This window comes from Croceicoccus sp. Ery15 (genome assembly GCF_020985305.1).
Taxonomy (GTDB): Bacteria; Pseudomonadota; Alphaproteobacteria; order Sphingomonadales; family Sphingomonadaceae; genus Croceicoccus.
In genome coordinates this window covers 44,567-66,188 of sequence record NZ_CP087588.1, presented here as the reverse complement: position 1 = coordinate 66,188, position 21,622 = coordinate 44,567, and the positions used below count along the sequence as shown (strand labels likewise).

General features: G+C 64.1%; 20 protein-coding genes and 1 tRNA gene. 7 read left to right on the top strand and 14 right to left on the bottom strand.

Translation table 11 applies throughout. The features are described 5' to 3' along the window. The 3 genes from LOZ77_RS00390 to LOZ77_RS00380 are packed head-to-tail and all read left to right on the top strand — an operon-like array spanning position 1 to position 2,861. Positions 1-1,635: a nitrite/sulfite reductase gene (locus LOZ77_RS00390; protein WP_230280337.1), complete on the top strand. Its 1,635-nt coding sequence runs from the start codon at positions 1-3 to the stop codon at positions 1,633-1,635. After that, positions 1,628-2,074: a DUF934 domain-containing protein gene (locus LOZ77_RS00385; protein ID WP_230280336.1), complete on the top strand. Its 447-nt coding sequence runs from the start codon at positions 1,628-1,630 to the stop codon at positions 2,072-2,074. Before LOZ77_RS00390 ends, LOZ77_RS00385 begins: the two co-directional genes overlap by 8 nt. After that, positions 2,067-2,861, top strand: coding sequence for a phosphoadenylyl-sulfate reductase (locus LOZ77_RS00380; protein ID WP_230280335.1), 795 nt, complete (start codon positions 2,067-2,069; stop codon positions 2,859-2,861). The genes LOZ77_RS00385 and LOZ77_RS00380 overlap by 8 nt, the downstream gene beginning before the upstream one ends. 17 nt (positions 2,862-2,878) lie before the next feature. Here the strand turns inward: LOZ77_RS00380 and LOZ77_RS00375 are convergent, their stop codons facing one another. The 10 genes from LOZ77_RS00375 to ubiA form a co-directional block, all read right to left on the bottom strand. Next, positions 2,879-3,781, bottom strand: a complete 903-nt coding sequence (locus LOZ77_RS00375) for an NAD(P)-dependent oxidoreductase (RefSeq protein WP_230280334.1) — start codon at positions 3,779-3,781, stop codon at positions 2,879-2,881. Between the two features lie 10 nt (positions 3,782-3,791). Beyond that, positions 3,792-4,955 (bottom strand): glutamate 5-kinase, encoded by a 1,164-nt coding sequence (gene proB, locus LOZ77_RS00370; protein ID WP_370638036.1) that lies wholly within the window; start codon positions 4,953-4,955, stop codon positions 3,792-3,794. Between the two features lie 83 nt (positions 4,956-5,038). Then, positions 5,039-6,121, bottom strand: a complete 1,083-nt coding sequence (obgE, locus tag LOZ77_RS00365) for a GTPase ObgE (RefSeq protein ID WP_230280333.1) — start codon at positions 6,119-6,121, stop codon at positions 5,039-5,041. 169 nt (positions 6,122-6,290) lie between these two features. Further along, a tRNA-Ala gene (locus LOZ77_RS00360) sits at positions 6,291-6,366 on the bottom strand. Positions 6,367-6,469: 103 nt separating this feature from the next. Further along, positions 6,470-7,258, bottom strand: coding sequence for a hypothetical protein (locus tag LOZ77_RS00355; RefSeq protein ID WP_230280332.1), 789 nt, complete (start codon positions 7,256-7,258; stop codon positions 6,470-6,472). 243 nt (positions 7,259-7,501) lie between these two features. Beyond that, positions 7,502-8,254, bottom strand: coding sequence for a Bax inhibitor-1/YccA family protein (locus LOZ77_RS00350; protein WP_230280331.1), 753 nt, complete (start codon positions 8,252-8,254; stop codon positions 7,502-7,504). Between the two features lie 148 nt (positions 8,255-8,402). Beyond that, complete coding sequence (locus tag LOZ77_RS00345; protein ID WP_370638091.1) at positions 8,403-8,906, bottom strand: YbjN domain-containing protein; 504 nt, start codon at positions 8,904-8,906, stop codon at positions 8,403-8,405. A 210-nt stretch (positions 8,907-9,116) separates the two neighbouring features. Beyond that, positions 9,117-9,944 carry a tetratricopeptide repeat protein gene (locus tag LOZ77_RS00340; RefSeq protein ID WP_230280329.1) on the bottom strand — a complete coding sequence of 276 codons (828 nt, stop codon included), beginning with the start codon at positions 9,942-9,944 and terminating at the stop codon, positions 9,117-9,119. Between the two features lie 40 nt (positions 9,945-9,984). Continuing rightward, positions 9,985-11,502 (bottom strand): cell division protein FtsZ, encoded by a 1,518-nt coding sequence (ftsZ, locus tag LOZ77_RS00335; protein WP_230280328.1) that lies wholly within the window; start codon positions 11,500-11,502, stop codon positions 9,985-9,987. A gap of 221 nt (positions 11,503-11,723) precedes the next feature. Next, a complete protein-coding gene (ubiA, locus tag LOZ77_RS00330) occupies positions 11,724-12,641 on the bottom strand; it encodes a 4-hydroxybenzoate octaprenyltransferase (protein ID WP_230280327.1) in 918 nt (305 codons plus the stop codon). 53 nt (positions 12,642-12,694) lie between these two features. Here ubiA and LOZ77_RS00325 point away from each other — a divergent pair, with 53 nt between their 5' ends. From LOZ77_RS00325 to LOZ77_RS00315, 3 genes are all read left to right on the top strand, one after another. Then, positions 12,695-13,477, top strand: a complete 783-nt coding sequence (locus LOZ77_RS00325) for a class I SAM-dependent methyltransferase (protein WP_230280326.1) — start codon at positions 12,695-12,697, stop codon at positions 13,475-13,477. A gap of 5 nt (positions 13,478-13,482) precedes the next feature. Then, positions 13,483-14,229 carry a 16S rRNA (uracil(1498)-N(3))-methyltransferase gene (locus tag LOZ77_RS00320; RefSeq protein WP_230280325.1) on the top strand — a complete coding sequence of 249 codons (747 nt, stop codon included), beginning with the start codon at positions 13,483-13,485 and terminating at the stop codon, positions 14,227-14,229. A 61-nt stretch (positions 14,230-14,290) separates the two neighbouring features. Further along, positions 14,291-15,661: a glutamate--cysteine ligase gene (locus LOZ77_RS00315; RefSeq protein WP_230280324.1), complete on the top strand. Its 1,371-nt coding sequence runs from the start codon at positions 14,291-14,293 to the stop codon at positions 15,659-15,661. Between the two features lie 22 nt (positions 15,662-15,683). Here the strand turns inward: LOZ77_RS00315 and LOZ77_RS00310 are convergent, their stop codons facing one another. From LOZ77_RS00310 to LOZ77_RS00295, 4 genes are all read right to left on the bottom strand, one after another. Continuing rightward, positions 15,684-17,039, bottom strand: a complete 1,356-nt coding sequence (locus tag LOZ77_RS00310; protein WP_230280323.1) for a PQQ-like beta-propeller repeat protein — start codon at positions 17,037-17,039, stop codon at positions 15,684-15,686. A 52-nt stretch (positions 17,040-17,091) separates the two neighbouring features. After that, complete coding sequence (locus LOZ77_RS00305) at positions 17,092-17,868, bottom strand: tetratricopeptide repeat protein (protein WP_230280322.1); 777 nt, start codon at positions 17,866-17,868, stop codon at positions 17,092-17,094. Between the two features lie 158 nt (positions 17,869-18,026). Beyond that, the gene (locus LOZ77_RS00300) at positions 18,027-19,148 is read right to left on the bottom strand and encodes a glycosyltransferase (protein ID WP_230280321.1); all 1,122 of its coding nucleotides are present in this window, start codon (positions 19,146-19,148) and stop codon (positions 18,027-18,029) included. Between the two features lie 22 nt (positions 19,149-19,170). Beyond that, positions 19,171-20,106: an alpha/beta fold hydrolase gene (locus tag LOZ77_RS00295; RefSeq protein ID WP_230280320.1), complete on the bottom strand. Its 936-nt coding sequence runs from the start codon at positions 20,104-20,106 to the stop codon at positions 19,171-19,173. A 76-nt stretch (positions 20,107-20,182) separates the two neighbouring features. On the opposite strand from LOZ77_RS00295, the gene LOZ77_RS00290 reads away from it, so the two are divergent. Continuing rightward, positions 20,183-21,616 (top strand): protein adenylyltransferase SelO family protein, encoded by a 1,434-nt coding sequence (locus LOZ77_RS00290; protein ID WP_230280319.1) that lies wholly within the window; start codon positions 20,183-20,185, stop codon positions 21,614-21,616. Positions 21,617-21,622 lie beyond the last annotated feature (6 nt).

The following is a 21,622-nucleotide window of genomic DNA, read 5'->3' as shown; positions in this document are numbered from 1 at the left end:
ATGTACAAATACGACAATTACGACCAGCAGATGGTCGACACCCGGGTCGAGGAATTCCGCGACCAGACCCGCCGCCGCCTTTCGGGCGAGCTGCCGGAGGAAAAGTTCCGCCCGCTGCGGTTGATGAACGGGCTCTATCTGCAGCTTCACGCCTATATGCTGCGCGTCGCTGTGCCCTATGGCACGCTGTCGGGCGCGCAGATGCATGCGCTGGCCGATATCGCGCAGAAATATGACCGTGGTTACGGCCATTTCACCACGCGCCAGAACATCCAGTACAACTGGATCAAGCTGGAAGACGCGCCGGAGATTCTTGCCGATCTGGCCAAGGTCGAGATGCATGCGATCCAGACCAGCGGCAATTGCATTCGCAATATCAGCTCCGACCATTTCGCGGGCGCCGCTGCGGACGAGCTGATCGACCCGCGCCCCTATGCCGAGCTGATGCGCCAGTGGTCGAGCTTTCACCCTGAATTCAGCTATCTGCCGCGCAAGTTCAAGATTGCGGTGATCGCAAGCGATACCGATCGTGCCGCCATGCGCCTTCACGACATCGGCATCCAGATCGTGAAGAATGCCGCTGGCGAAGCCGGCGCGGCGTTCTATGTCGGCGGCGGCATGGGTCGCACTCCGATGATCGCGCCCTGCATCAATGACTTCGTGCCCCTCGACCGGCTGATCACCTATGCCGAGGCATGCCTGCGCGTCTACAACCGCTATGGCCGCCGCGACAACAAGTACAAGGCGCGCATCAAGATCCTCGTCCATGAACTGGGCAAGGAGGAATACACCCGTCAGGTCGAGGAAGAATACGCGTACATGCTGGAACAGGGCGTCGAACCGCCCTTTGCCGAGCTGGAGCGCATCAAGACCTATTTCGCGGACCCCGCGTTTGAGACCGGGCTTTCGAGCGACATCGATCGTAGCGATCCGGATTTCGCGCTGTGGGTCGACCGCAATACCCATCCGCACAAGACCGACGGCTATGTGTCGGCGGTCATCTCGCTGAAGCCGGTGGGCGGCATCCCCGGCGATGCCAGCGTCGAACAGATGCATCTGATGGCCGATCTCGCCACGGAGTTCAGCTTTGACGAATGCCGCGTGATGCACACGCAGAACATTGTGCTGCCCCATGTGAAGATCGCGGACCTGCCTGCGCTGTTCGCACGGCTGGACGCGGCAGGCCTGTCGACGCCCAATCTGGACATGATCGACGATATCATCGCCTGCCCCGGCCTCGATTATTGCAGCCTTGCCAATGCGCGCTCGATCCCCGTCGCGCAGAAGATTTCCGAACGCTTTGCCGCCAATGGCAAGGGCGCGGAACTGGGCCAGCTGAAGCTGAAGATTTCGGGCTGCATCAATGCCTGCGGGCACCATCATGCAGGCCATATCGGCATCCTTGGCGTGGACCGCAAAGGCACCGAAAACTACCAGCTGCTGCTGGGCGGGTCAGAAGCGGAGGATACCTCACTCGCCAAGATCACCGGCCCCGGTTTCGACGAGGACGGTGTGGTAAAGGCAGTCGAGACCGTGACCGACGTCTATCTCGCGCAGCGCATCGACGGGGAGCGTTTCCTCGACACCTATCGCCGTATCGGCATGGCCCCGTTCAAGGAGGCTCTTTATGACTGACGCCAGCTTTACCGAACTCGTCCGTCTGCGCGAGGACAACGCCAGCGATGCGCCGGCAGTGACGGTCGATTCCTTTGCCGAACAGTCGAACGCAGGCGCCGTGCGGATCGAACCGGGCGACGATGCGCGGCTGCTGTTGCCGCATCTGGACCATATCACCCGCGTCGAAATCAATTTTCCCGCATTCGGTGACGGGCGCGGCTATTCCGCGGCACAGATCCTGCGCGAAGCAGGCTATACCGGCGAAATCCGCGCCGTGGGCGACGTGGCGGTGGACCAGCTGTTCCCGATGCGCCGGTGCGGTTTCGACGCATTCCAGCCCGACGTACCGATGAACGAGGCCGATGTGGAAGCCGCGTTCACGCGTTGGGAAAACGTCTATCAAAAGTCCAGCGACACGCGCGTGCCGATCTGGGCCCAAAGGCATCAAGATGGCTGAAGCTGCACGTTCTATCGACCGTATCGACACCGGACCGCGCTTTACGCGCGCCGATGCCGCCGTGCTGAACGCACGCTTTGGCCGTGCGAGCGCGGATGAAATCCTGCGCGCCGTGCTGATAGACGGCGTCGCGGGCAAGATCGCGCTTGTCTCCAGCTTTGGCGCGGAAAGCGCGGTGTTGCTGCATCTCGCCTCGCGTGTCGATCCGGCGGCGACCGTGCTGTTCCTTGAAACGGGCAAGCATTTTCCCGAAACGCTTGCCTATCGCGACACGCTGGTGACACGGCTGGGGCTGAAGGGCGTGGTCAATCTGCGACCCGATCCGGCGGCTCTGGCAGCCAAGGACGAAAGCGGACTGCGCTGGTCCTATGACCCCGACGGTTGCTGCGACATTCGCAAGGTCCAGCCGCTGGCCGAGGCGCTGGCGGGTTACGATGCATCGGTCACGGGCCGCAAGGCTTTCCAGTCCGCCACCCGCGCCGATCTGCCGGTGTTCGAAATCGACGAGAGCGATACGGCGGGCCGGTTAAAGGTCAATCCGCTGATCGGCTGGTCCGCTGCCGATCTTCAGGCCTATCTGGACAAGCACGATTTGCCCCGCCATCCGCTGGTGGAACAGGGCTATCCCTCGATCGGCTGCATGCCCTGCACCAGCAAGGTGGCCGATGGGGAAGACCCGCGTTCGGGCCGCTGGCGCGGTTGGGACAAGACTGAATGTGGCATTCACTCCGTCCCAGGCGCCAGTGACGAGGGCGATCTGCCTCCGGGCTACGAGCCTGTCTTTTAGGCCCGTTTTCTCAAGGGTTAGAGCCAGCCTTCGGCGCGATACCAGTCCGCGGTCTGTTTCAGGCCGTCGGGCGTGGGGATGCGGGCCTGCCACAGGCTGGCGGGAGGGTGCTTGTCCGCATGGGCCGTCCAGTCGGGATGGCACATATAGCTGGCCCGATCGGGCGTCAGCTTCGCCTTGTTGCCGCGCAGCGCACGATCCGCCCTAGCGGCAAAGGTCAACAGCGCGCGGGGCACATGCAGCGGCACGATCCTGCGCCCCATGGCCGCGCCGATCATGCGGGCCATCTCCTCATGGCTCCAGCCGTTGTCGTGCCCGTCATCGGCCTCGTAAATCGCGCCGGTTTGCGCGCCCTCCACTGCCAGCGTCAACAGCAGCCGCGCCAGATCGCCGACATGGATCATCGATGCGCGCCCGCGTGGCGGCAGGGGCACGATGCCGCTTTTCGCCGCGCGGAACAGTTCGAACATCTCGGTATCGCGGGGGCCATAGATCGCGGGCGGACGCACGATCAGGCAGTTTTTCGCCTGCGCCGCCTCGCCTTCCGCGCCTGCCTTGGACCAGCCGTAATCGGACAATGCAGGCTCACGCGCGGCAAGAGAGGAAACATGGACGAAGCGCGGCACGCCCGCCGCATTGGCGGCGTCCACCATCGCGCGCGTACCGGCAATATTGCCTTCCTGAAACCCCGCGCGGTCGGGGGCATTGACCACACCCGCGACATGGATCGCCGCATCGCAGCCATCGCATAATGCCGCCAGCGCCGCATGATTGGCCAGATCGCCGCGCACCCATGTCACGCCCTTGCGCGGCGCCTGATCGCGGCGGGTCAGCGCGTTTACCGCGTGCCCCTGTTCCAGCGCGTGATCGATCAGTGTCGAGCCGACAAATCCTATCGCGCCGGTTATGGCCAGCTTCACGGGCGGGCCTTTATCGCAGCATCACAAGCTGGTCGCGGTGCACCACGGCAGAGCGCGGGGTATAGCCCAGCACCTCTTCCTGCTCGTCGGTATGCAACCCGACCAGAGCCACGCATTCGGGCGCGTCATATTCGGACAGGCCCTTGGCGATCCATTCACCCTCGGGCCCTTCGATCCGCACGGGATCGCCGCGCACGAAACGCCCTTCGACGCGGGTGATGCCCTTGGCGAGCAGGCTGTTGCCGTCGCGCAGAGCATTGACCGCGCCTTCGTCGATCACGATCGTGCCCTTCATCCGCAAGCGCCCGCCGATCCATGCCTTGCGGCCCGTGTCGTGACGGCGCGGCAGGAACAATGTGCCGATGCCATCGTCGCCATGCAGGCCGATGGCGCGCGCGATGGGCGCGTCATATTTGCCGTTGGCGATCACCAGCGCGATACCCGCGCGCTCGGCGATTTCCACCGCGTTCACCTTGGTCCGCATGCCGCCCGATCCGATGCCCGAATCGCTGTCGCCGGTCGCCATGGCGCGCACTTCGTCGTCCACGCCCCAGACCATGGGAATGCGCGATGCGCCGGGTTCGGAGGGGTGCTTGTCATACAGCCCGTCGATATCGGACAGCAGGATCACTGCTTGGGCCTTTGCCGCCTGCGCCACGCGCGCGGCCAGACGATCGTTGTCACCGAAACGGATTTCATGGGTGGCAACCGTATCGTTCTCGTTCACCACGGGAACGGCGCCGGTTTCCAGCAAGCGGTTTAAGGTGGCAGAGGCGTTGAGATAGCGGCGGCGGCCTTCCAGATCTTCCAGCGTGATCAGAACCTGCGCGGCGACAATCTCGTGGTTGCCCAGCAATTCGGCCCACAGGCTGGACAAGGCGATCTGCCCCACCGCGGCACTGGCCTGCGCATCGGCAAGACTGCCACGCCCGCCCTTTTCAAGGCCGAGGATCGCCGCGCCCAGCGCGATCGCCCCGGACGATACGATGATCACTTCCTGCCCGCGGTCGCGCGCCTGCGCGATCTCGTTGGCCAGCCCCGTCAGCCATTTACGGCGCGGCTTGCCGTCCTTTCCGACCAGCAGCGCCGATCCGACCTTCACGACCAGACGCCCGCAAGCCTCCGGCGATTGAAGGTCCGTCAGATGGGCGATCATTTCGTCGGGTTTCTGCATGACCATGCAGTTAGGCACTCATGCGCCGGATGCAAAGGGGGCTTTTCCCGACAGGCGGCCCGATCACGAAAACGAACCGGGGATCAGATGGGCGACCAGTTGCTCTCGCCCTCGGTCCCGTCGCCCGCATCGTCCTCACGCTCTACGCCCTTGGTCTCGGTGCTGGTGGCGGCAGGCAGGAACGACAGCACGGCATCGAGCAATTCGCTGACGCCCTGCCCGGTCGCCCCAGATACGGCGAATACTTTCTCCGCACCCGCCTCGCGCAATTCCTGCGCAAAGCCTTCGGCCAGTTCGCGGTCGGCCAGATCCAGCTTGTTCAGCGCGACAAGGCGCGGCTTGTCCTCAAGCCCGCCGCCATAGGCTTCCAGCTCTTCCTCGACGATGCGCAGCGCCTCGGCCGGGTCCTGCCCGGGACCGCTGCCCGAAATGTCGATCAGGTGGATCAGCACGCGGCAGCGTTCGATATGGCCCAGAAAACGGTCCCCGATCCCCGCGCCATCTGCCGCACCCTCGATCAGGCCGGGAATGTCGGCCAGCACGAATTCACGGTTCTTGTGCCGCACCACGCCCAGCTTGGGCACCAGGGTCGTGAACGCATAATCGCCCACCTTGGCACGGGTGTTCGACACCTGATTGATAAAGGTCGACTTGCCCGCATTGGGCAGCCCCACCAGACCCACATCGGCCAGCAGCTTCAGCCGCAGCCACACCCACAGTTCCTGCGCGGGTTCGCCTGGCTGATGCTGGCGCGGGGCGCGGTTGGTGCTGGTCTTGTAACTCGCATTGCCGCGACCGCCCATGCCGCCTTCCAGCAGGGTGATGCGCTGGCCGACCTCGGTAAAATCGGCGAGCACTTCCTCTTTATCGTCGGACAGGATCTGCGTGCCCACCGGCACTTCGATCACCAGCGGTGGGGCCGATGCGCCAGTGCGGTCCTTGCCCATGCCATGGCCGCCGCGCGGCGCCTTGAAATGCTGAGAATAGCGGAAATCGATCAGCGTATTCAGGCCCTGAACAGCCTCGAACACAATGTCGCCGCCGCGACCGCCGTTGCCGCCGTCGGGTCCGCCATATTCGACATATTTCTCGCGCCGGAAGCTGACCGCGCCCGGCCCGCCCGCGCCGGAGCGCACGTAAATCTTGGCCTGGTCGAGAAAATGCATGGGCGATCAATCCGATGGCGGGCAAAGCGCGGAAAACTTGCCGCGCATGGCCGGAAACAGCGTCATGCCTCGCTATCCGAATAGCGGCCGGAATGGCAAGCATGCCAGATCGGGCCGGGCGACCGGCAATAGATCGCCTGTCCGGTTCGGGTCGAGGCAAATGGATGAATGGTGGAGCCGAGCGGGATCGAACCGCTGACCTCGTCATTGCGAACGACGCGCTCTCCCAACTGAGCTACGGCCCCGTTCCATTCGCTGCACCATCCGCCAAGGCCGATGTGCAAGAGCGCGCCCCTTACCCGAAGGCGCGCTCCAGTCAAAGCAAAAATGCGTAGATCGGTTGGCCCGCTAGCCCTCCGAATTGCCGCTGGTGTTGTCGGCAGAGGCAGACGGTATGGCGGCCGGATCGGCCACGGGCGCGGCAACCGGCGCATTGGGATCGACCGGCGGCGGCACCATGCGGCGATGGCGATAGGGTTCGCCATAGGTCGCCAGATATTCCGCGTCCCATGCCTGCGCCTCTGCGCTATAGGCTTCGTATTCGTCGAAATAGCCGAGGAAGACGAGCTCCAGCTTGGGCAGTTCGGCCTGTGCCGCCTCGTCCAGCTTACCCTTGGGCGTATCGGCCAGCGCAAGGCTGGTTTCGCGCGCGGCGGCGCAGAAACGCGGCAAGGCGGGCGGCAGAGAGAAATAATTATAGACCTGCGTCATATACTGGTCGCGGGCGCGCTTGTATTCGCTGCGGCCGAACTTGTCGCGGAACTGGGTATCGACCTTCTGGTTCGTGGTGCTGAGCTCACGCGAGTGGGTTTTCAGGAAATCTCCGTACCGCTCGGCAATCGCGGCATCCTCGGGTGCATTACAGTTCAGCGCCGCGACGTTATAGGCCGACCGCAGGTTCCACGTCGCCTGTTCGGTCGACAGGCCGGTGTTGACGGTCTGGCGGATGCCCAATTCGTTCCGTTGCGGGATCGCCAGATTGTCCTGCGCATAGCCCGGTGCGATCGGGCGCGCGCGGAAAGCCTCTTGCACAGGCGGCGGGGGCGCGACCGGCGGCGGCGGCGGCGGTCCACACGAAGCAAGGGTTGCGGCGGCGGCCACGGTCGTAATGCGAATGATGGGCTTGCTTCCCGACACGGGTCTTTCCTGTTTCTTGCGGCCACGGCGTCCAATCACGCCATGGGCCGGTTATAGCAGGGCGCAGCTTGCGCCCGGGTGAAGCAATAGCATGCGCCTTTGGCAGAAATGCTGCATCGGTATTATCCCACTCGTCCACAAGGAAAACGCCCGACCGGACGCTGTGTCCGATCGGGCGTTGTTTTTCGTCGTCCGGGCGAGGGAACTTTCAGCCGCCCCGCTCTTAAGGCATTGAATTGCCGATCAGTCCCTCTGGCCCATGAAAGCCAGCAGGAACTGGAACATATTGATGAAGTCCAGATAGAGCGACAGCGCGCCCAGGATCACGGCCTTGCCCATGAACTCGGTTCCGGCCAGCTGGTAATACTGCATCTTCAAACGCTGCGTATCGTAAGCCGTAAGGCCCGCGAAGATCAGCACGCCAAGGAAGCTGACGGCCCACATCAGCGCGGTCGACTGAACGAAAATATTGATCACCGAGGCGATGATCAGGCCAATCACGCCCATGATCAGAAAGCTGCCGAAACCCGACAGATCCTTCTTGGTCGTGTAACCGAACAGCGACAGACCGGCAAAAGCGCCCGCCGTCGCAAAGAAGGTCGCCGCGATCGAACCGCCCGTATAGACGAGGAAAATCGTCGACAGGCTCATCCCCATCAGGATCGCGAAACCCCAGAAAAGCATCTGGAGCGTGCCCTGCGAGAAACGGTTCGCGCCAAAGCTCATCGCGAAAACGATCGCGAGCGGCGACAGCATCACCAGCCACATCAGCGGCGAGCCGATCATCGACAGCGTCATGCCGCTGCTGGCCATCAACAGCGCGACAACGCCCGAAAGCAGCACGGCCGATGCCATGTAATTATAGATCGAAAGCATGTATTTGCGCAGGCCGGCATCATATCCGGTGCGCGGCACGCTTGCGCCGAGGCCCGTGGACGCGCCGAAGCCGGCGCGCGTCTGCGGACGCGTGGGCTGGGGGTCGTTCCAGTTTGCCATAGCTTTGTTCTTCTCCTCAGTCGCCCCTCCCAAACGGGGGGCGCTCTGGTGACAATATCGGCTGTGACGCGGTTCTTTTCAAGGAAAACCGCCAGTCAGCAATATTCTGTAATAATACAGCCCGCCGCGCGCGCTCGCGGAGCGCCGGTCAAGCCTCGCCCGCTGCATCCACCAGCGCGTTGGCCAAGGCATCGGCGGCGTCTCGGTCACCCCACAACACGAACTGGAACGCGGGATAGAACCGGTCGCACTCATCAACCGCCTGCTCCACTGCCATTTGCGCCTGGCTCAGCGACAACAGCCCGTCATCGCCCAGCATCAACCCATGGCGATAGAGCAGCACCGAACCTGCCGACCACAGATCGAAATGACCCAGCCACAATTGCTCGTTCACAAGGCTCATCAGTTCGAACATCTGCACGCGCTTGTCTTCGGGAACACGCACTTCGGGCAGGCAGAGCAGTTGCAGGACATTATCCTCGCGCCGCCAGATCGCGCGCAGCTGGTATTTCGCCCATGCGCCCTGAATCTCGCCGCCGATCTCGTCCTCGCTGGTCAGCTCGTACGGCCAGCCGCGCGCCTCGAACAAAGATACCAGCATATCGACCGGCGCCGCATCTTCGTGACGGTTCTCGGTCTGGCTTTCACTCATCATGCAGCGGTTCTTTCTCCGTCACGCGGACCCCGATGACCCGCCATTGTGCGATCTGGACCGGCGCTCGCCGTCTTTACAATGGCTTAACCTATCGCTGCCGTGCATAACGCGATACTGTTGTTCACCGCATGTGGATAAGGATTTTGCGTTAGGGTCCGGGCGATGCCGAACTGCAACAATCCGGCCCGCTATTCGTCGTCGGGCGCGTTATTCATCGTCAGGATTATCGTCCGAACCGCCGTCTGCACCGAACGGACGGCCGCTGGGCACCAACCGGTCATTGCCCGCCATCACATTGTTATCGGCGGGAAAAATACCCAGATGGGCGGCAGCCACCTGTTGTCCGGCCGACAGGCGCGGGACCGATCGCATATAGGGGGCCAGATTATCCGCCAGCTGGCGCGGCAGCACGGCATACAGCATTGCAACCGCCTCTCCGCTGCGGCCGGACACGGCCAGCATGAACGCCTTGATGCGCCATGCCGCAGGGTCGTTCGCCTGCAGCAAGGGTTGCAGCATCCGTTCCGCCGCATCGCGCTCCTGGCCTACGGCAAGGCTGAAGGCATGACGGCGGGTCACTTCGGGATCGGGCCCGATGCGATTGGCGATGGCGTAATAATATTGCGCGCTGGGCTGATCGCCCAATAAATCATGCGCCAGCCCGCGATCTGCGGCCAGATCGGCGGGCCGCGCACCCATGCGCTCTGCCTCGGCAAACATGGGCAGTGCCATGCGGGGCTGGCCCAGTTGAACCATCACCGAACCGCGCATTGCCCGCGTGAAGGGATCGTCGGGACGAACCACCTCGGCACGGTTCAGAAAACCCAGCGCGACATCATATTCGCCCAGCCGCATCGCGGCATCGGCCCCTTCGCGCATCGCCTGAAGATCGTTCGGATCGCGGGCCAGCCGCCCGGTCGCATCGTCGAGCATGCGCTGATCGGCCGCGGGATTCTCGATCCGGATGGTGCGTGACTGGGCACCCGCATCGTCGCTTGCTATCCCGCCAACCAATACAGCAAGGGCGGCGAGCAAGCCCGCCGCCCTTCCGTGTGTCAGCCCTTGCGGGCGGATCTCAGCGCCGGTTGTTGTTACGGCCGAGGAAGCGCGGGATATTAAGGTCCGCGGCATCGTCGTCATCCTCACGGTCGTCGGCCGGAGCCTCGTCCCGATTGCGCGACAGGCTGGCCATACGCTCGAACAGAGTGCTGCCACCGACCGAAACCGCCGCCTGACCCGAAGCCGGACGCCAGCCGCGCGCGGATTCGGTGCGCGCCGAGGCATCCATCGGGCCGGAATCGCGCGATTTTGCGACCGGCTCTGCCGCTGCGGGTTCTTCGAAACCGTCGCCCAGCAGCAATTCGTCCTCATCCTCGACCTCGGCCATATCAAGGCCCAAATCCAGCGGCTCGTCGGTCGAGGCATAGCCGCCCTCGTCGCCCACATTCAGATGTTCGCTATCGTCCGCGGGGTCGGTCAGCTTCATCGCGGGTTCCGGCGCGGGGGCCTGAGGGATCGGCGCTGCGGCAGGGGCCGCAACCGGAGCAGCGGGAGCAGCGCCGGTGCGTGCGGGCGCGCGGCCCGAACCCAGCGAGAACGGACGCGACTGTTGCACAGGCTGTTCGGCTTCCTGATCGATGCCGGTCGCCACGACCGACACGCGAATCTTGCCTTCCAGCTCGGGATTGAAGGCCGAACCCCAGATGATATTCGCATCGGGATCGACCAGATCGCGGATATGGTTCGCAGCCTCGTCCACTTCCATCAGGCGCATATCCTCGCCGCCGATGATGGAAATGATCACGCCCTTTGCACCCGTCATCGACACACCGTCGAGCAGCGGGTTGGCGATCGCCTTTTCGGCAGCCTCCAACGCACGGTTTTCGCCGTCCGCCTCGCCGGTGCCCATCATGGCCTTGCCCATCTCACCCATCACCGATCGCACGTCAGCAAAGTCGAGGTTGATGAGGCCGGGCATGACCATCAGGTCGGTGATCGAACGAACGCCCTGCTGCAGCACTTCGTCGGCAAGCTGGAACGCTTCCTTGAAAGTAGTGTCGGGACGCGCGACCAAAAACAGGTTCTGGTTCGGAATGACGATCAGCGTATCGACGTGCTTTTGCAGCTCTTCGATGCCCGAGTCCGCCGAACGCATCCGGCGCGATCCTTCGAACATGAAGGGCTTGGTCACCACACCCACGGTCAGCACGCCCTTGTCACGCGCTGCCTTGGCGATCACGGGCGCAGCCCCCGTGCCGGTGCCGCCGCCCATACCGGCCGCGATAAAGCACATGTGCACGCCATCGAGCATGCGGTCGATCTCGTGCAGAGTCTCTTCCGCTGCCGCGCGACCGACTTCGGGACGGGATCCAGCACCCAGCCCCTGCGTGATTTCAGGGCCAAGCTGGATGCGATCCTCGCAAACCGCGGTATTCAGCGCCTGCGCGTCGGTATTGGCGACGATGAAATCCACGCCCTCGATCTGCGCCTGGATCATGTTCGCAATGGCGTTGCCGCCCGCGCCGCCAACGCCGATCACGGTAATGCGCGGACGCAGTTCCTCAACCGCAGGCGGACCGATATTAATGCTCATTAAGGTCTCCGCAAACTCGCTGTCAGCCCCTTCGCGACACTGTGCCGGACCCTTGGATTCCAGCCCGACGCTATTGACCGCTTCAGCCCCGTTACTTGTATTGGATAGTGGCATAAATCGAATCGCCACCGCAAAGGCTTTCAGCAGATTTCCACATCGGCGTTAGACTGTCTTTCGCCATGTATGAATCCTAGCCTGAAGGGGTATTTCCTTGCGCGCCGCTATCCGACGCTACCAATCGTCAGAAATGCGAGCGCCATAAGCAGGCCTGCAAGGCGATTGGATCGGAAACGGGCCAGCGCGTTCATGCCGTCCGCCGTGTCGAGCGTTGCGACCTGCCAACCCAGATGAGTCGCGACCGGCAGCAGCGCCAATAACGCCAGCCAGTCGGGCCGGATCAGCCAGATTGCCGCCGCCCAACCGGCCAACGCAAGGAGGTAAAGCGCCGTCACCCCCGGCACGATCCGCCCTTTCATGGCGAGCGCGCTGGACCTTACGCCGACCAGCGCGTCATCCTCCATGTCCTGCACCGCATAGATCGTGTCATATCCTATCACCCAGAAGATGCATCCCGCATAAAGCGCGCAAAGCGTGGCAAGAGAGCCACCGTCCATTTCAACCCAGCCCACCAGTGCCCCCCAGCTGAACACCAGCCCCAGCCACGCCTGCGGCCACCAAGTGATGCGCTTCATCAGCGGATAGAGCGCGACCGGAAGCAGGCTGGCGATGGCGGCCAGTTGCGCCTGCCAGCGCAATTGCAGCATCACGACCAGCCCGATCAGGCAGAGCGAGACCAGCCATATCCACGCGCTTTTCAGCGAGACTTGCCCGCTGGCCAGCGGACGGCTGGCCGTTCGCGCAACCTGCCGGTCGAGGTCGCGGTCGAGAATATCGTTATAGACGCAGCCTGCCCCGCGCATCGCGACCGATCCTAACAACAGCCATAATGCCATGTCCCAGCGCGCCGCGCCGCCCGCCGCCCACAGCCCCGCCGCGCAGGGCCAGAACAGCAGCCACCAGCCGATCGGCCGGTCGAACCGCGCCAGCAGCGCATAGGGCCGCGCACTTGCGGGTAGCAGGGCGACCAGACCGCGATGCTGGGTATCTGGCGTCGTGATTTCGGGGGCGGTGTCATTCATCGCGGCTTGCTTTAAAGGGGGGATCGATCCGGCGGCAAGGGAGCACAGATACAATGCGCAAAATTGGCGATATCGGCGAATTCAACCGTCAGGGCTGGAACGCCAAGGCCGATGGCGGCGATCGCTGGTCGATCCCCGTCGATGCCGCCACAATCGCCGCGGCGCGGCAGGGCGAATGGAATGTGGTGCTGACCCCGTCGCGCCCCGTTCCCCGCGACTGGTTCGGCGATATTGCCGATAAAGATGTGCTGGGCCTTGCATCCGCAGGCGGGCAGCAATGTCCGATCTTTGCGGCCGCCGGCGCGCGCGTTACCAGCTTCGACGCCAGCGACGGACAGCTTGCCCGCGACCGCGAGGTGGCCGAACGAGAGGGGTTGCATATTCGCACGATCCGCGGATTGATGCACGATCTGTCGGCGCTGGGGGATCGCAGCTTCGACCTGATCTTCCATCCCTGTTCCAACAGTTTCGCGCCCGACATCCTGCCCGTCTGGCGCGAATGCGCGCGCGTGCTGCGCCCGGGCGGCGTTTTATTGGCAGGTTTCACCAATCCGGCGCGCTTCCTGTTCGACGAAGGCAGCGTCGAACGCGGCGAACCGCTGGCGCGCAATCGCATACCCTATAGCGACCTCGACCTGCCACAGGCCGAGCGCGAAGCCCTGTTGGCACAGGACCCCGTCATCTGCTTCGGCCATACGCTGACCGACCAGATCGGCGGACAGCTTGCGGCGGGCTTCATGCTGACCCATCTGTTCGAGGACGATTTCGAAACGCGCGATGCGGTTGGGCAATTGATGGATTGCTATATCGCCACCCGCGCCATCTTGCCGAGTTGAATGGAATGACCGCGACCCCCGCATGGCCACCCAAAAGCGCGCCGCGCCTGTTCGTCGACGCGACCTTGTCGCCGGGCATGATGTTCGAGATCGACGGGCAGCAGGCGCATTACCTGTCGCGAGTGATGCGGACAAAGCCGGGCGATGCGGTGATCCTGTGCGATGACCGCACCGGCGAATGGGCCGCGCGCGTCACCCATGCGGGCAAGCGCAGCGTGAGTGTGGAACTGGCCGATCATCTGCGCCCGCGCGAAAGCGTACCGCAACTGACCCTATGCGCCGCCTTGCTGAAAAAACCGCGCTTTGACCTGGTGCTGGAAAAGGCGACCGAATTGGGCGTGGCACGGATTCGCCCCGTTATCACGCGGCGCTGTGTGGCCGATGCGCTCAACATGGATCGCGCGCGCCAGATCGTGACCGAGGCGGCGGAACAATGTGCCCGAACCGCCCTTCCCGTCATCGAAGCGCCGGTATCTCTGGATGCCATGCTGAAAGACTGGAACGGCAGCACGCTGTTCTTTGCCGACGAAACGCGCGATGCCCCGCCCGCGGCGCAGTGTTTTGCGCAAAATCCGCCGCCCGCCGCGCTGCTGATCGGTCCCGAAGGCGGCTTCGACGATGCCGAGCGGGCCGCGGTTCGCGCCCATCCCGCAGCCCGCCCCCTATCACTGGGTCCGCGAATCCTGCGCGGCGAAACGGCGGCGATTGCAGCCATGGCATTATGGATGGGTGTTGCCGGAGACTGGGCGTGACAGAGGGTAGAGGCAAAATCCCGCTTTCCCAATCGCGCGAACCCGCCTAGGTCCCCGCGCCATGAGCACGCGCAAGGACACCGGGGCCGCAGAGCCCGTCATCGAAAGCCGCGACCAGCTGCTGATCCCCATGCAAAAGGGCGAGAAGCCGCGCGAACAATGGCGCATCGGCACCGAGCACGAGAAATTCGTGTTCCGCACTGCCGACCGCCGCGCCCCGTCCTATGACGAAAAGGGTGGCATCCGCGACATTCTGATGGCGCTGCGGAAATATGGCTGGGAACCTGTAGTCGAAGGCGGCAATGTCATCGCCATGTCGGGCGGCGACGGCACGGTCAGCCTTGAACCGGCGGGCCAGCTGGAATTGTCGGGCGCGCCGCTGGTCAGCCTGCACGAGACCTGCGCCGAAACGGGCCGGCACCTGACGCAGGTCAAGGAAGTCGGCGGCGAACTGGGCGTCGGCTTCCTCGGCCTTGGCATGTGGCCCGACAAGGCACGTGCCGACCTGCCGGTGATGCCCAAGGGCCGGTACAAGATCATGATGGAGCATATGCCCAAGGTGGGCACCATGGGGCTCGACATGATGCTGCGGACCTGCACCATTCAGGTCAATCTGGATTATTCGTCCGAGGCCGACATGGCCAAGAAGTTCCGCGTCGGGCTGGCGCTGCAACCGCTGGCCACGGCCCTGTTCGCCAATTCGCCCTTTACCGAGGGGAAACCCAACGGTTTCCTGTCCTATCGCAGCCACATCTGGTCTGACACCGATCCGGCGCGCACCGGCATGCTGCCCTTCGTTTTCGAGGACGGCTTCGGCTATGAACGCTGGGTCGATTACATGCTCGACGTGCCGATGTATTTCGTCTTCCGCGACGGTAAATACATCAATGCCGCCGGGCAAAGCTTCCGCGATTTCCTGAAAGGCGAATTGCCCGCCCTGCCCGGCGAAAAGCCGACGATGGCGGACTGGACCGATCACATGTCCACCGCCTTTCCCGAAGTGCGCCTGAAAAGCTTTCTGGAAATGCGCGGTGCGGATGGCGGGCCGTGGAGCCGCATTTGCGCTTTGCCCGCGTTCTGGGTCGGCCTGTTGTATGACCAGACGGCGCTGGATGCCGCGTGGGACATGGTCAAGGACTGGTCGATGGAAGAGCGTGAGGCATTGCGCAACGCAGTGCCGAAACTGGCGCTCGACGCGCCGGTTCCGGGCGGCGGCGTGCTGGCCGACCTTGCCCCCGAAGTGCTGAAGATCGCGCGCGCCGGTCTTGCCGCGCGCGGCCAGCTCAATTCGGTAGGCGATAACGAAACCGGCTTCCTTGCCCCGCTGGACGAGATTGCCAAGCGCCGCAAGGTGCCCGCACAGGACCTGCTCGACCGCTATCACGGCGAGTGGAACGGTTCGGTCGCGCCGATCTATAAATATAGCCTGTAAGCGGTGCCCGAAGGCGGGATGATCAGCGAAACGCGCTGATCGCCCCGCCATTGTCCAGCACATAAAGCGTGTTGCCCGCGACGATCGGGTTCAGCGACACGCCATCGTCAAGCTGCGCGACATTGGAATGCGTTCCCTCGGCCGCGTCCACCGCCACCAGCGCGCCGCGCGTGCTGGCGACATAAAGCTTGCCGCCCGCCAGCACCGGACCTGACCAGAAGATTTCGCCCTTCTTGTCCTTTTCGTCCTTCCAGCGCTGCAACTGGCTGATCCAGCGGACCTTGCCCGTTGCGCGGGCAATAGCCAGCAGTCGCGCATCGTCGGTCAGCACGAAAATCCAGTCGCCCGCCACGGCCGGGGTCGAAATACCCGCCAACGACAGATCCCAGATGCGGCGGCCCGACAGCAGTTCATAGGCTGCCATGCGGCCGCCCTGCCCCAGTGCATAGACGCGCCCGCCATCGATGATCGGATCGGCATCGACATCAGTCAGCGAACCGACCGAGGTGGAGATATTGGTCCGCGCCAGCGCATCGCCCCAAAGCTCTGTGCCGTTTTCATAACGATAGGCGATCAGTTCACCGCTGGAATAGCCTGCGATCACCGTGCCCGCCCCTGCCGCCGGAGCCGCCACGCCGAACACGCCCGAAAGCCCGCTGGAACCCGCACGGTTCCATTCGACCTCTCCGGTCGTGGCGTCGAGCGCGAAGATCTGGTTGTCCTGTGTCATCACGAACACATTGCCAAACGCCAGCGTCGGCGCGCCTCGCAGCGGACCCGAAGGCTGAACCTTCCAATATTCAGCGCCATCCTCGGCATTCAGCGCGGCCACTTCGCCGACGCCGGTGGTGACGTAAAGACGCCCGTTTTCATAACTCGCACCGCCGCCGAACACCGAGCTGGACCCGTCGCCACTGACCTTCAGCGACTTCTGCCATACGGGCGCGCCGGTGGTCGCATCGAATGCCGAAACGGTGCCGTCGGTGCCGAACGCGAACAGCTTACCACCGCCGACCACGGGCGATGCGGCAAGGCGCGATTGCTGGCTTGCGCCCGAAATGCTGCGGCTCCACGCGCGGGTCGGATTGGCCGCCAGCGCCAGATGGCCATAGGCCTTGGATGCAGAACCGCCCGCCTGTGCCCATTCGGCATTGGCCGTCGGCGCGGGCAACACCACGGGAACGCTGGCGAGCGAAGGATCGACTTCAGCCGTATTCTCGATCCGTGACAGGATCGGTTCGCGCTTGCCGACGGTCGGGGTCGTTTCGGGTCCATCTCCCTTCAGCGCGCCGCAAGCCGCCAGTCCGCCTGCAAGCGCCGCGACCAGTGCGATCCTTGCCGCGCCCATGACGACGCCTTTGCCAAGCGGGTTTTTCATTCGGTTTCTCTCCATAAATCCTGTGATGCCCCGTGCACCGACCGCCTTGCGATCAGTTCGGTGCTGCGCCGCCTGCGGCGATCTGTTCGACGATTTCCTGTGCGTCATCCACCGCATCCGTGCCGAAAAGGCCCGCCAGCTGCCGGGCACGGGCACGCAGGGTTTCGGGCTGATCCTCGTCCCGCGCGATTTCTGCAAATAGCGGACCGGCCAGTTCGGTCTTGCCCTGCTCGACATAGGCAAGGCCCACCATTTCGCCCGCGCTGCCGAACCACGGATTGCCCGGCACGGCCAGCGGTTTCAGGCGATCGATCACCTTTTGCGTCTCCATAGCGTCGAAATCGACGGCGACGGCGCGGATCGCGGCCAGATCGCGGAAAGGCTGCGGGTTCGTTGCGTCATTCGCCACCGCGTCGAACAGTTTCACGGCCTGCGCATTATCGCCCTTTTCCTGCGCGGCAGCGGCGGCAAGGAACTGGGCGGGAACGCGATAGGCAGCGGGCGTGCCCTCTGCCGTGAGGCCAGCGGCCTTTTCGGCGGCCGCAGACAGATTGCCCGCTTCCAGCTGGTCGATCGCCAGCGTCAGTTCGACCGCGTCGGCCTCTGCCTCGCTTGTCGTCTTGTGGTGCCACCATGACCAGCCGCCCAGCGCCGCCAGCGCCAGCACGGTGATGGCGATCAGCGGCTTGCCCCATTTGCGGAAAAAACCCGAAATCGTGTCCTGCCGGACAGCCTCGTCCACTTCGCGGCGGAACACATCCTCTTGCGCCCGCTGGCGCTGCGCGGCCTTGTCGACGGCATTTTCGGGACTGGTTGGGCTAAGCGCCACGATGATCGGCCTTTCGAACAGGATAGGGTTTCCGGCCCATACGCCGGGATTGCGGGGTCTTACGGACCGGACGGGGGCTTTTCAACGCCAAAGCGGTTCGCGCCTGAACGGGCGCTGAAACCGTCCACAGGCGCGACAGTCCGGCAGTGCGCCGATCGTCAGGGGTAAAGCCTGCCGTCGCCGGTCAGTTCCGCCATCAGGGCGCGGTGATCGGCAGCATCGCGGTGGTTGGCGGCAAAGCCCGCCATGGCCTTGCCCAGCCCCTTGCGCTTCACCTCGTCCCTTGCCAGCGTCACCATCGCCTCGGCCATGGCGGCAAGTTGCCCGCTGCCTGCGCCGATGACGTAATCGCCCTGCTCAGGGGGCAGGATCGCGCCAAGTTCGCTGCCCGCCGCGATCAGCGGCACGCCCGCGGGAGCCGCCAGAAACGGCTCGCGCGGCATGTCGCCGCCCTTGGCGGGCGGTTTGGGCGCCAGCAACAGATCGAACAGCCCTGCCCGGTCTTCCGGCCCCGACAGGCGCTGGCTGGTCAGCAGCCGGTCTGCCACCTCCATCTCGGCGCACAGGGTGGTAAGCCGGACCGTGTCCTCCTTGCTGCCGAACGCGACCAGCCGCCATTCGTCGCCCAGATCGCGCAGGCGGCGCAGCAGCGGATCGGCATCGGGCAGCAGATCGCTGGCACGCACGCCGATCCACGCCTCGTCCTTGCGCTTGACGAGGCCCGGAATCGCATCGGCACGCGGAGCCTTGGGCTCGCGCCCGAACACCGGCAGCGCAATCCGCAGCCTTTTTCCGCCCACGTCCCAGTTCGCGGCAATCTCGTTCGCGGCGGCAGGCGTGGGGGCGACCACGGCCTGCGTTCGCGAAAAGCCAAGCTTGCGCTTAAACCGCTTGACCGCGCCGCCGGCAAAGCCCTTCAACCCGTGGTGATAATGGATCAGCGGCGACAGTTTCAGCGCTTCCCCGAACAGGCTGTGCGCCATCGCCGCAGGAAAGCCCGCCTCGCCATGGGTGACGATCAGGTCATAGCCGCGCATCTGCCGCGCCATGCGGTTCAGCTTTGCCGGTCCCGCCCCGCCGTCCAGCACGGGAAATTCGGGGCGATACAGTTGCAGGCGCGATGCGATATCGTCGTCGGCATTGGGGCCGTGATGTTCGATAAACTGGAATTTCCCGCCCGAAAGCGCGCGGATCAGATCGCCGCTATACGGCGCGGCAACGGGGTCCAGCCCAAGATGCAGGATACGCAGCTTGCGATAGACGGTAATCTTCTTGGCCATAAAACGGGTGTTATCCGGCGGGTCAGTGGCTGCGCGCGATCAGGCGGTCGATCGCCTGCCGCACATGCGGTTCATTCAGCGTGGGCGTATGGCCGGTTTCGGGCACGCTCACCAGTTCCACATTCGGGATACTCCCGACCATTTCGCGCGCCACGGTTCCCGACAATATATTCGATGTCTCGCCATGCACGACCAGCACGGGTCGCCCCTGCAAGGCATCATAGGCGGGCCACAGATCGGCCGATCCGATGATCGACGAATCATGCGCCGGATTGCCGCCAGTCGCAAAAGCCTCTGCGATGCGCATGTCGTAATCGAAACGGATATTGCCGCTGCCGCTCAGCTCCATCAGCTGTTTGGCAAAGCCGATCCATTGTTCGATGCCCCATGACGGATGGACCGCGCCATGCACTTCCTGCAACGCGCGGCCGGCATGCATCCATGTGGGAAAGCTGCGCCCGTGGCCGACATATTCAAGAATATGGTCCAGCCCCTCGCGCTCTATCACCGGGCCGATATCGTTCAGCATCGCCCCCGCAATCCGCTGCGGAGATGACAGGGCCGACAGCATGGTGACGATCCCGCCCAGCGAAGTGCCGAAAAAGATCGCCCGCTCGATCCCGGTCTGCGCGAAAAATGCGTCGAGATCGGCGACATATTGCATCGGCACATAGCTGGCCGGATCGCGCGCATATTCGCTTTCGCCGCGTCCGCGCAGTTCGATACAGATCACGCGGCGTTCGAACGACAGATCCTGTGCCAACTGTTCGAAATCGCGGGCATTGCGGGTCAGGCCGGGGATGCAGATAACGGGTAAAGCAGCCGCGTCACCGCCGCGCGCGGGATAATCGCGGTAATGCAGTTTCAGCCCGTCGGCGCTTTCCCACCAGCCGTCCTGCCATAATTCTGTCTGCGGTTCGGCCTGCTCTTTCGGCGACCCGCCGGCTTTGTGGTCCACGTGTCTGATACCCTGTTCTGAACGCAATCGGATGCCGCACCTTGCGCCGGACGCGGCCGCACCCCACTATCGCGGTATGAGCGGCATTCCGCAACCTTCCCCCTATCGTCCCGACCCTGTCATTACGGGAATTGCCGACTGGATCGCCGATCCGGTGCGCGCGGCCGTTTTTCCGCAGGCGATCACGCGTTTCCGCAACCGGCGCTGGGCCGATGCGGTCGGGCTGGACGGGCTGGACGATGCGGGCTGGACCCGCCATTTCGCCTGTTTCGAGCCGCTGGACGGCAATCTGCCGCAGCCCCTGGCGCTGCGCTATCACGGGCACCAGTTCCGCACTTATAACCCCGATATCGGCGACGGGCGCGGGTTTCTGTTCGCGCAGATGCGCGATGGCGCGGGCCGGCTGCTCGATCTGGGCACGAAAGGGTCGGGGCAGACACCCTATTCGCGCTTTGGCGACGGCCGGTTGACGCTGAAAGGCGCGGTGCGCGAAGTGCTGGCGACCGAACAGCTGGAAGCATTGGGCGTCAATACCAGCAAGACATTCTCGGTCATCGAAACGGGCGAACAGCTCGACCGCAATGACGAGCCTTCGCCCACGCGCTCGGCGGTTCTGGTGCGGCTTAGCCACGGGCACATCCGCATCGGCAGCTTCCAGCGCCTTGCCGCATTGGAAGAGCATGATCATCTGGCAATGCTGACCGATTATGCGCTGGCGCAATATCCCGGCCCGCCTCCGCCCGAAGATGCGCCGGATCGCGACCTGCCGCCGGTTCGCCTGCTGCATCTGGTGGTCGAACGGCTGGCCGACATGGCCGCCGCCTTTGCCAGCGCGGGCTTTGTCCATGGCGTGCTCAACACCGATAATATGAATATATCGGGCGAAAGTTTCGATTACGGCCCGTGGCGTTTCCTGCCGCGCTGGGACCCTGCGTTCACCGCCGCCTATTTCGACCACTCGGGCCTCTATGCGTTCGGACGTCAGGCAGAGGCGATCCACTGGAATTGCGCGCAGCTTGCCATCGCGCTGCGCCCGATTTGCGAAGCACCGCCGCTGGTCGCCGCGCTGGAGCGGTTTCCCGAGCTTTACACCGCCGCCGTGCGCCGCCGCTTCGGCTGGCGACTGGGGGTGGACGCGATCTGGACCGCAACCCATCCCGACGATGCGGGAGCCGTGGTCGAGGCAGCGGAACGCGGCATGCGCGAAAGCGGAATGCAGCCCGACCGTTTCCTGTTCGCCGCGCGGCAGGGTTCGCTGTCGGGCACCGGCGCGGTGGAGGATTTCACCCGCCTGCTGGCCGATGTGCCGCGCGTGACCGACACGCATGAATACTGGCAGGGCGACACGCCGCAATCGATGGTGATCGAAGAGATGGAAGCGGTCTGGTCGGGCATCGACCGCAATGACGACTGGACGGGTTTCAATGCCGCCGTCGCCGCGCAGCGCCGCATGGGCGACGCGCACGGCCCCGCGCCTGTGGGATACCCCGCGGCGGCGGGACAAATGTGAACTGAC

Coding starts and splice junctions, on each gene's coding strand:
- LOZ77_RS00390 (WP_230280337.1), top strand. CDS start 1: ATGTACAAATACGACAATTACGACCAGCAGATGGTCGACACCCGGGTC.
- LOZ77_RS00385 (WP_230280336.1), top strand. CDS start 1,628: ATGACTGACGCCAGCTTTACCGAACTCGTCCGTCTGCGCGAGGACAAC.
- LOZ77_RS00380 (WP_230280335.1), top strand. CDS start 2,067: ATGGCTGAAGCTGCACGTTCTATCGACCGTATCGACACCGGACCGCGC.
- proB (WP_370638036.1), bottom strand. CDS start 4,955: ATGCAGAAACCCGACGAAATGATCGCCCATCTGACGGACCTTCAATCG.
- obgE (WP_230280333.1), bottom strand. CDS start 6,121: ATGCATTTTCTCGACCAGGCCAAGATTTACGTGCGCTCCGGCGCGGGC.
- LOZ77_RS00350 (WP_230280331.1), bottom strand. CDS start 8,254: ATGGCAAACTGGAACGACCCCCAGCCCACGCGTCCGCAGACGCGCGCC.
- LOZ77_RS00345 (WP_370638091.1), bottom strand. CDS start 8,906: ATGAGTGAAAGCCAGACCGAGAACCGTCACGAAGATGCGGCGCCGGTC.
- ftsZ (WP_230280328.1), bottom strand. CDS start 11,502: ATGAGCATTAATATCGGTCCGCCTGCGGTTGAGGAACTGCGTCCGCGC.
- ubiA (WP_230280327.1), bottom strand. CDS start 12,641: ATGAATGACACCGCCCCCGAAATCACGACGCCAGATACCCAGCATCGC.
- LOZ77_RS00325 (WP_230280326.1), top strand. CDS start 12,695: ATGCGCAAAATTGGCGATATCGGCGAATTCAACCGTCAGGGCTGGAAC.
- LOZ77_RS00320 (WP_230280325.1), top strand. CDS start 13,483: ATGACCGCGACCCCCGCATGGCCACCCAAAAGCGCGCCGCGCCTGTTC.
- LOZ77_RS00315 (WP_230280324.1), top strand. CDS start 14,291: ATGAGCACGCGCAAGGACACCGGGGCCGCAGAGCCCGTCATCGAAAGC.
- LOZ77_RS00310 (WP_230280323.1), bottom strand. CDS start 17,039: ATGAAAAACCCGCTTGGCAAAGGCGTCGTCATGGGCGCGGCAAGGATC.
- LOZ77_RS00300 (WP_230280321.1), bottom strand. CDS start 19,148: ATGGCCAAGAAGATTACCGTCTATCGCAAGCTGCGTATCCTGCATCTT.
- LOZ77_RS00290 (WP_230280319.1), top strand. CDS start 20,183: ATGAGCGGCATTCCGCAACCTTCCCCCTATCGTCCCGACCCTGTCATT.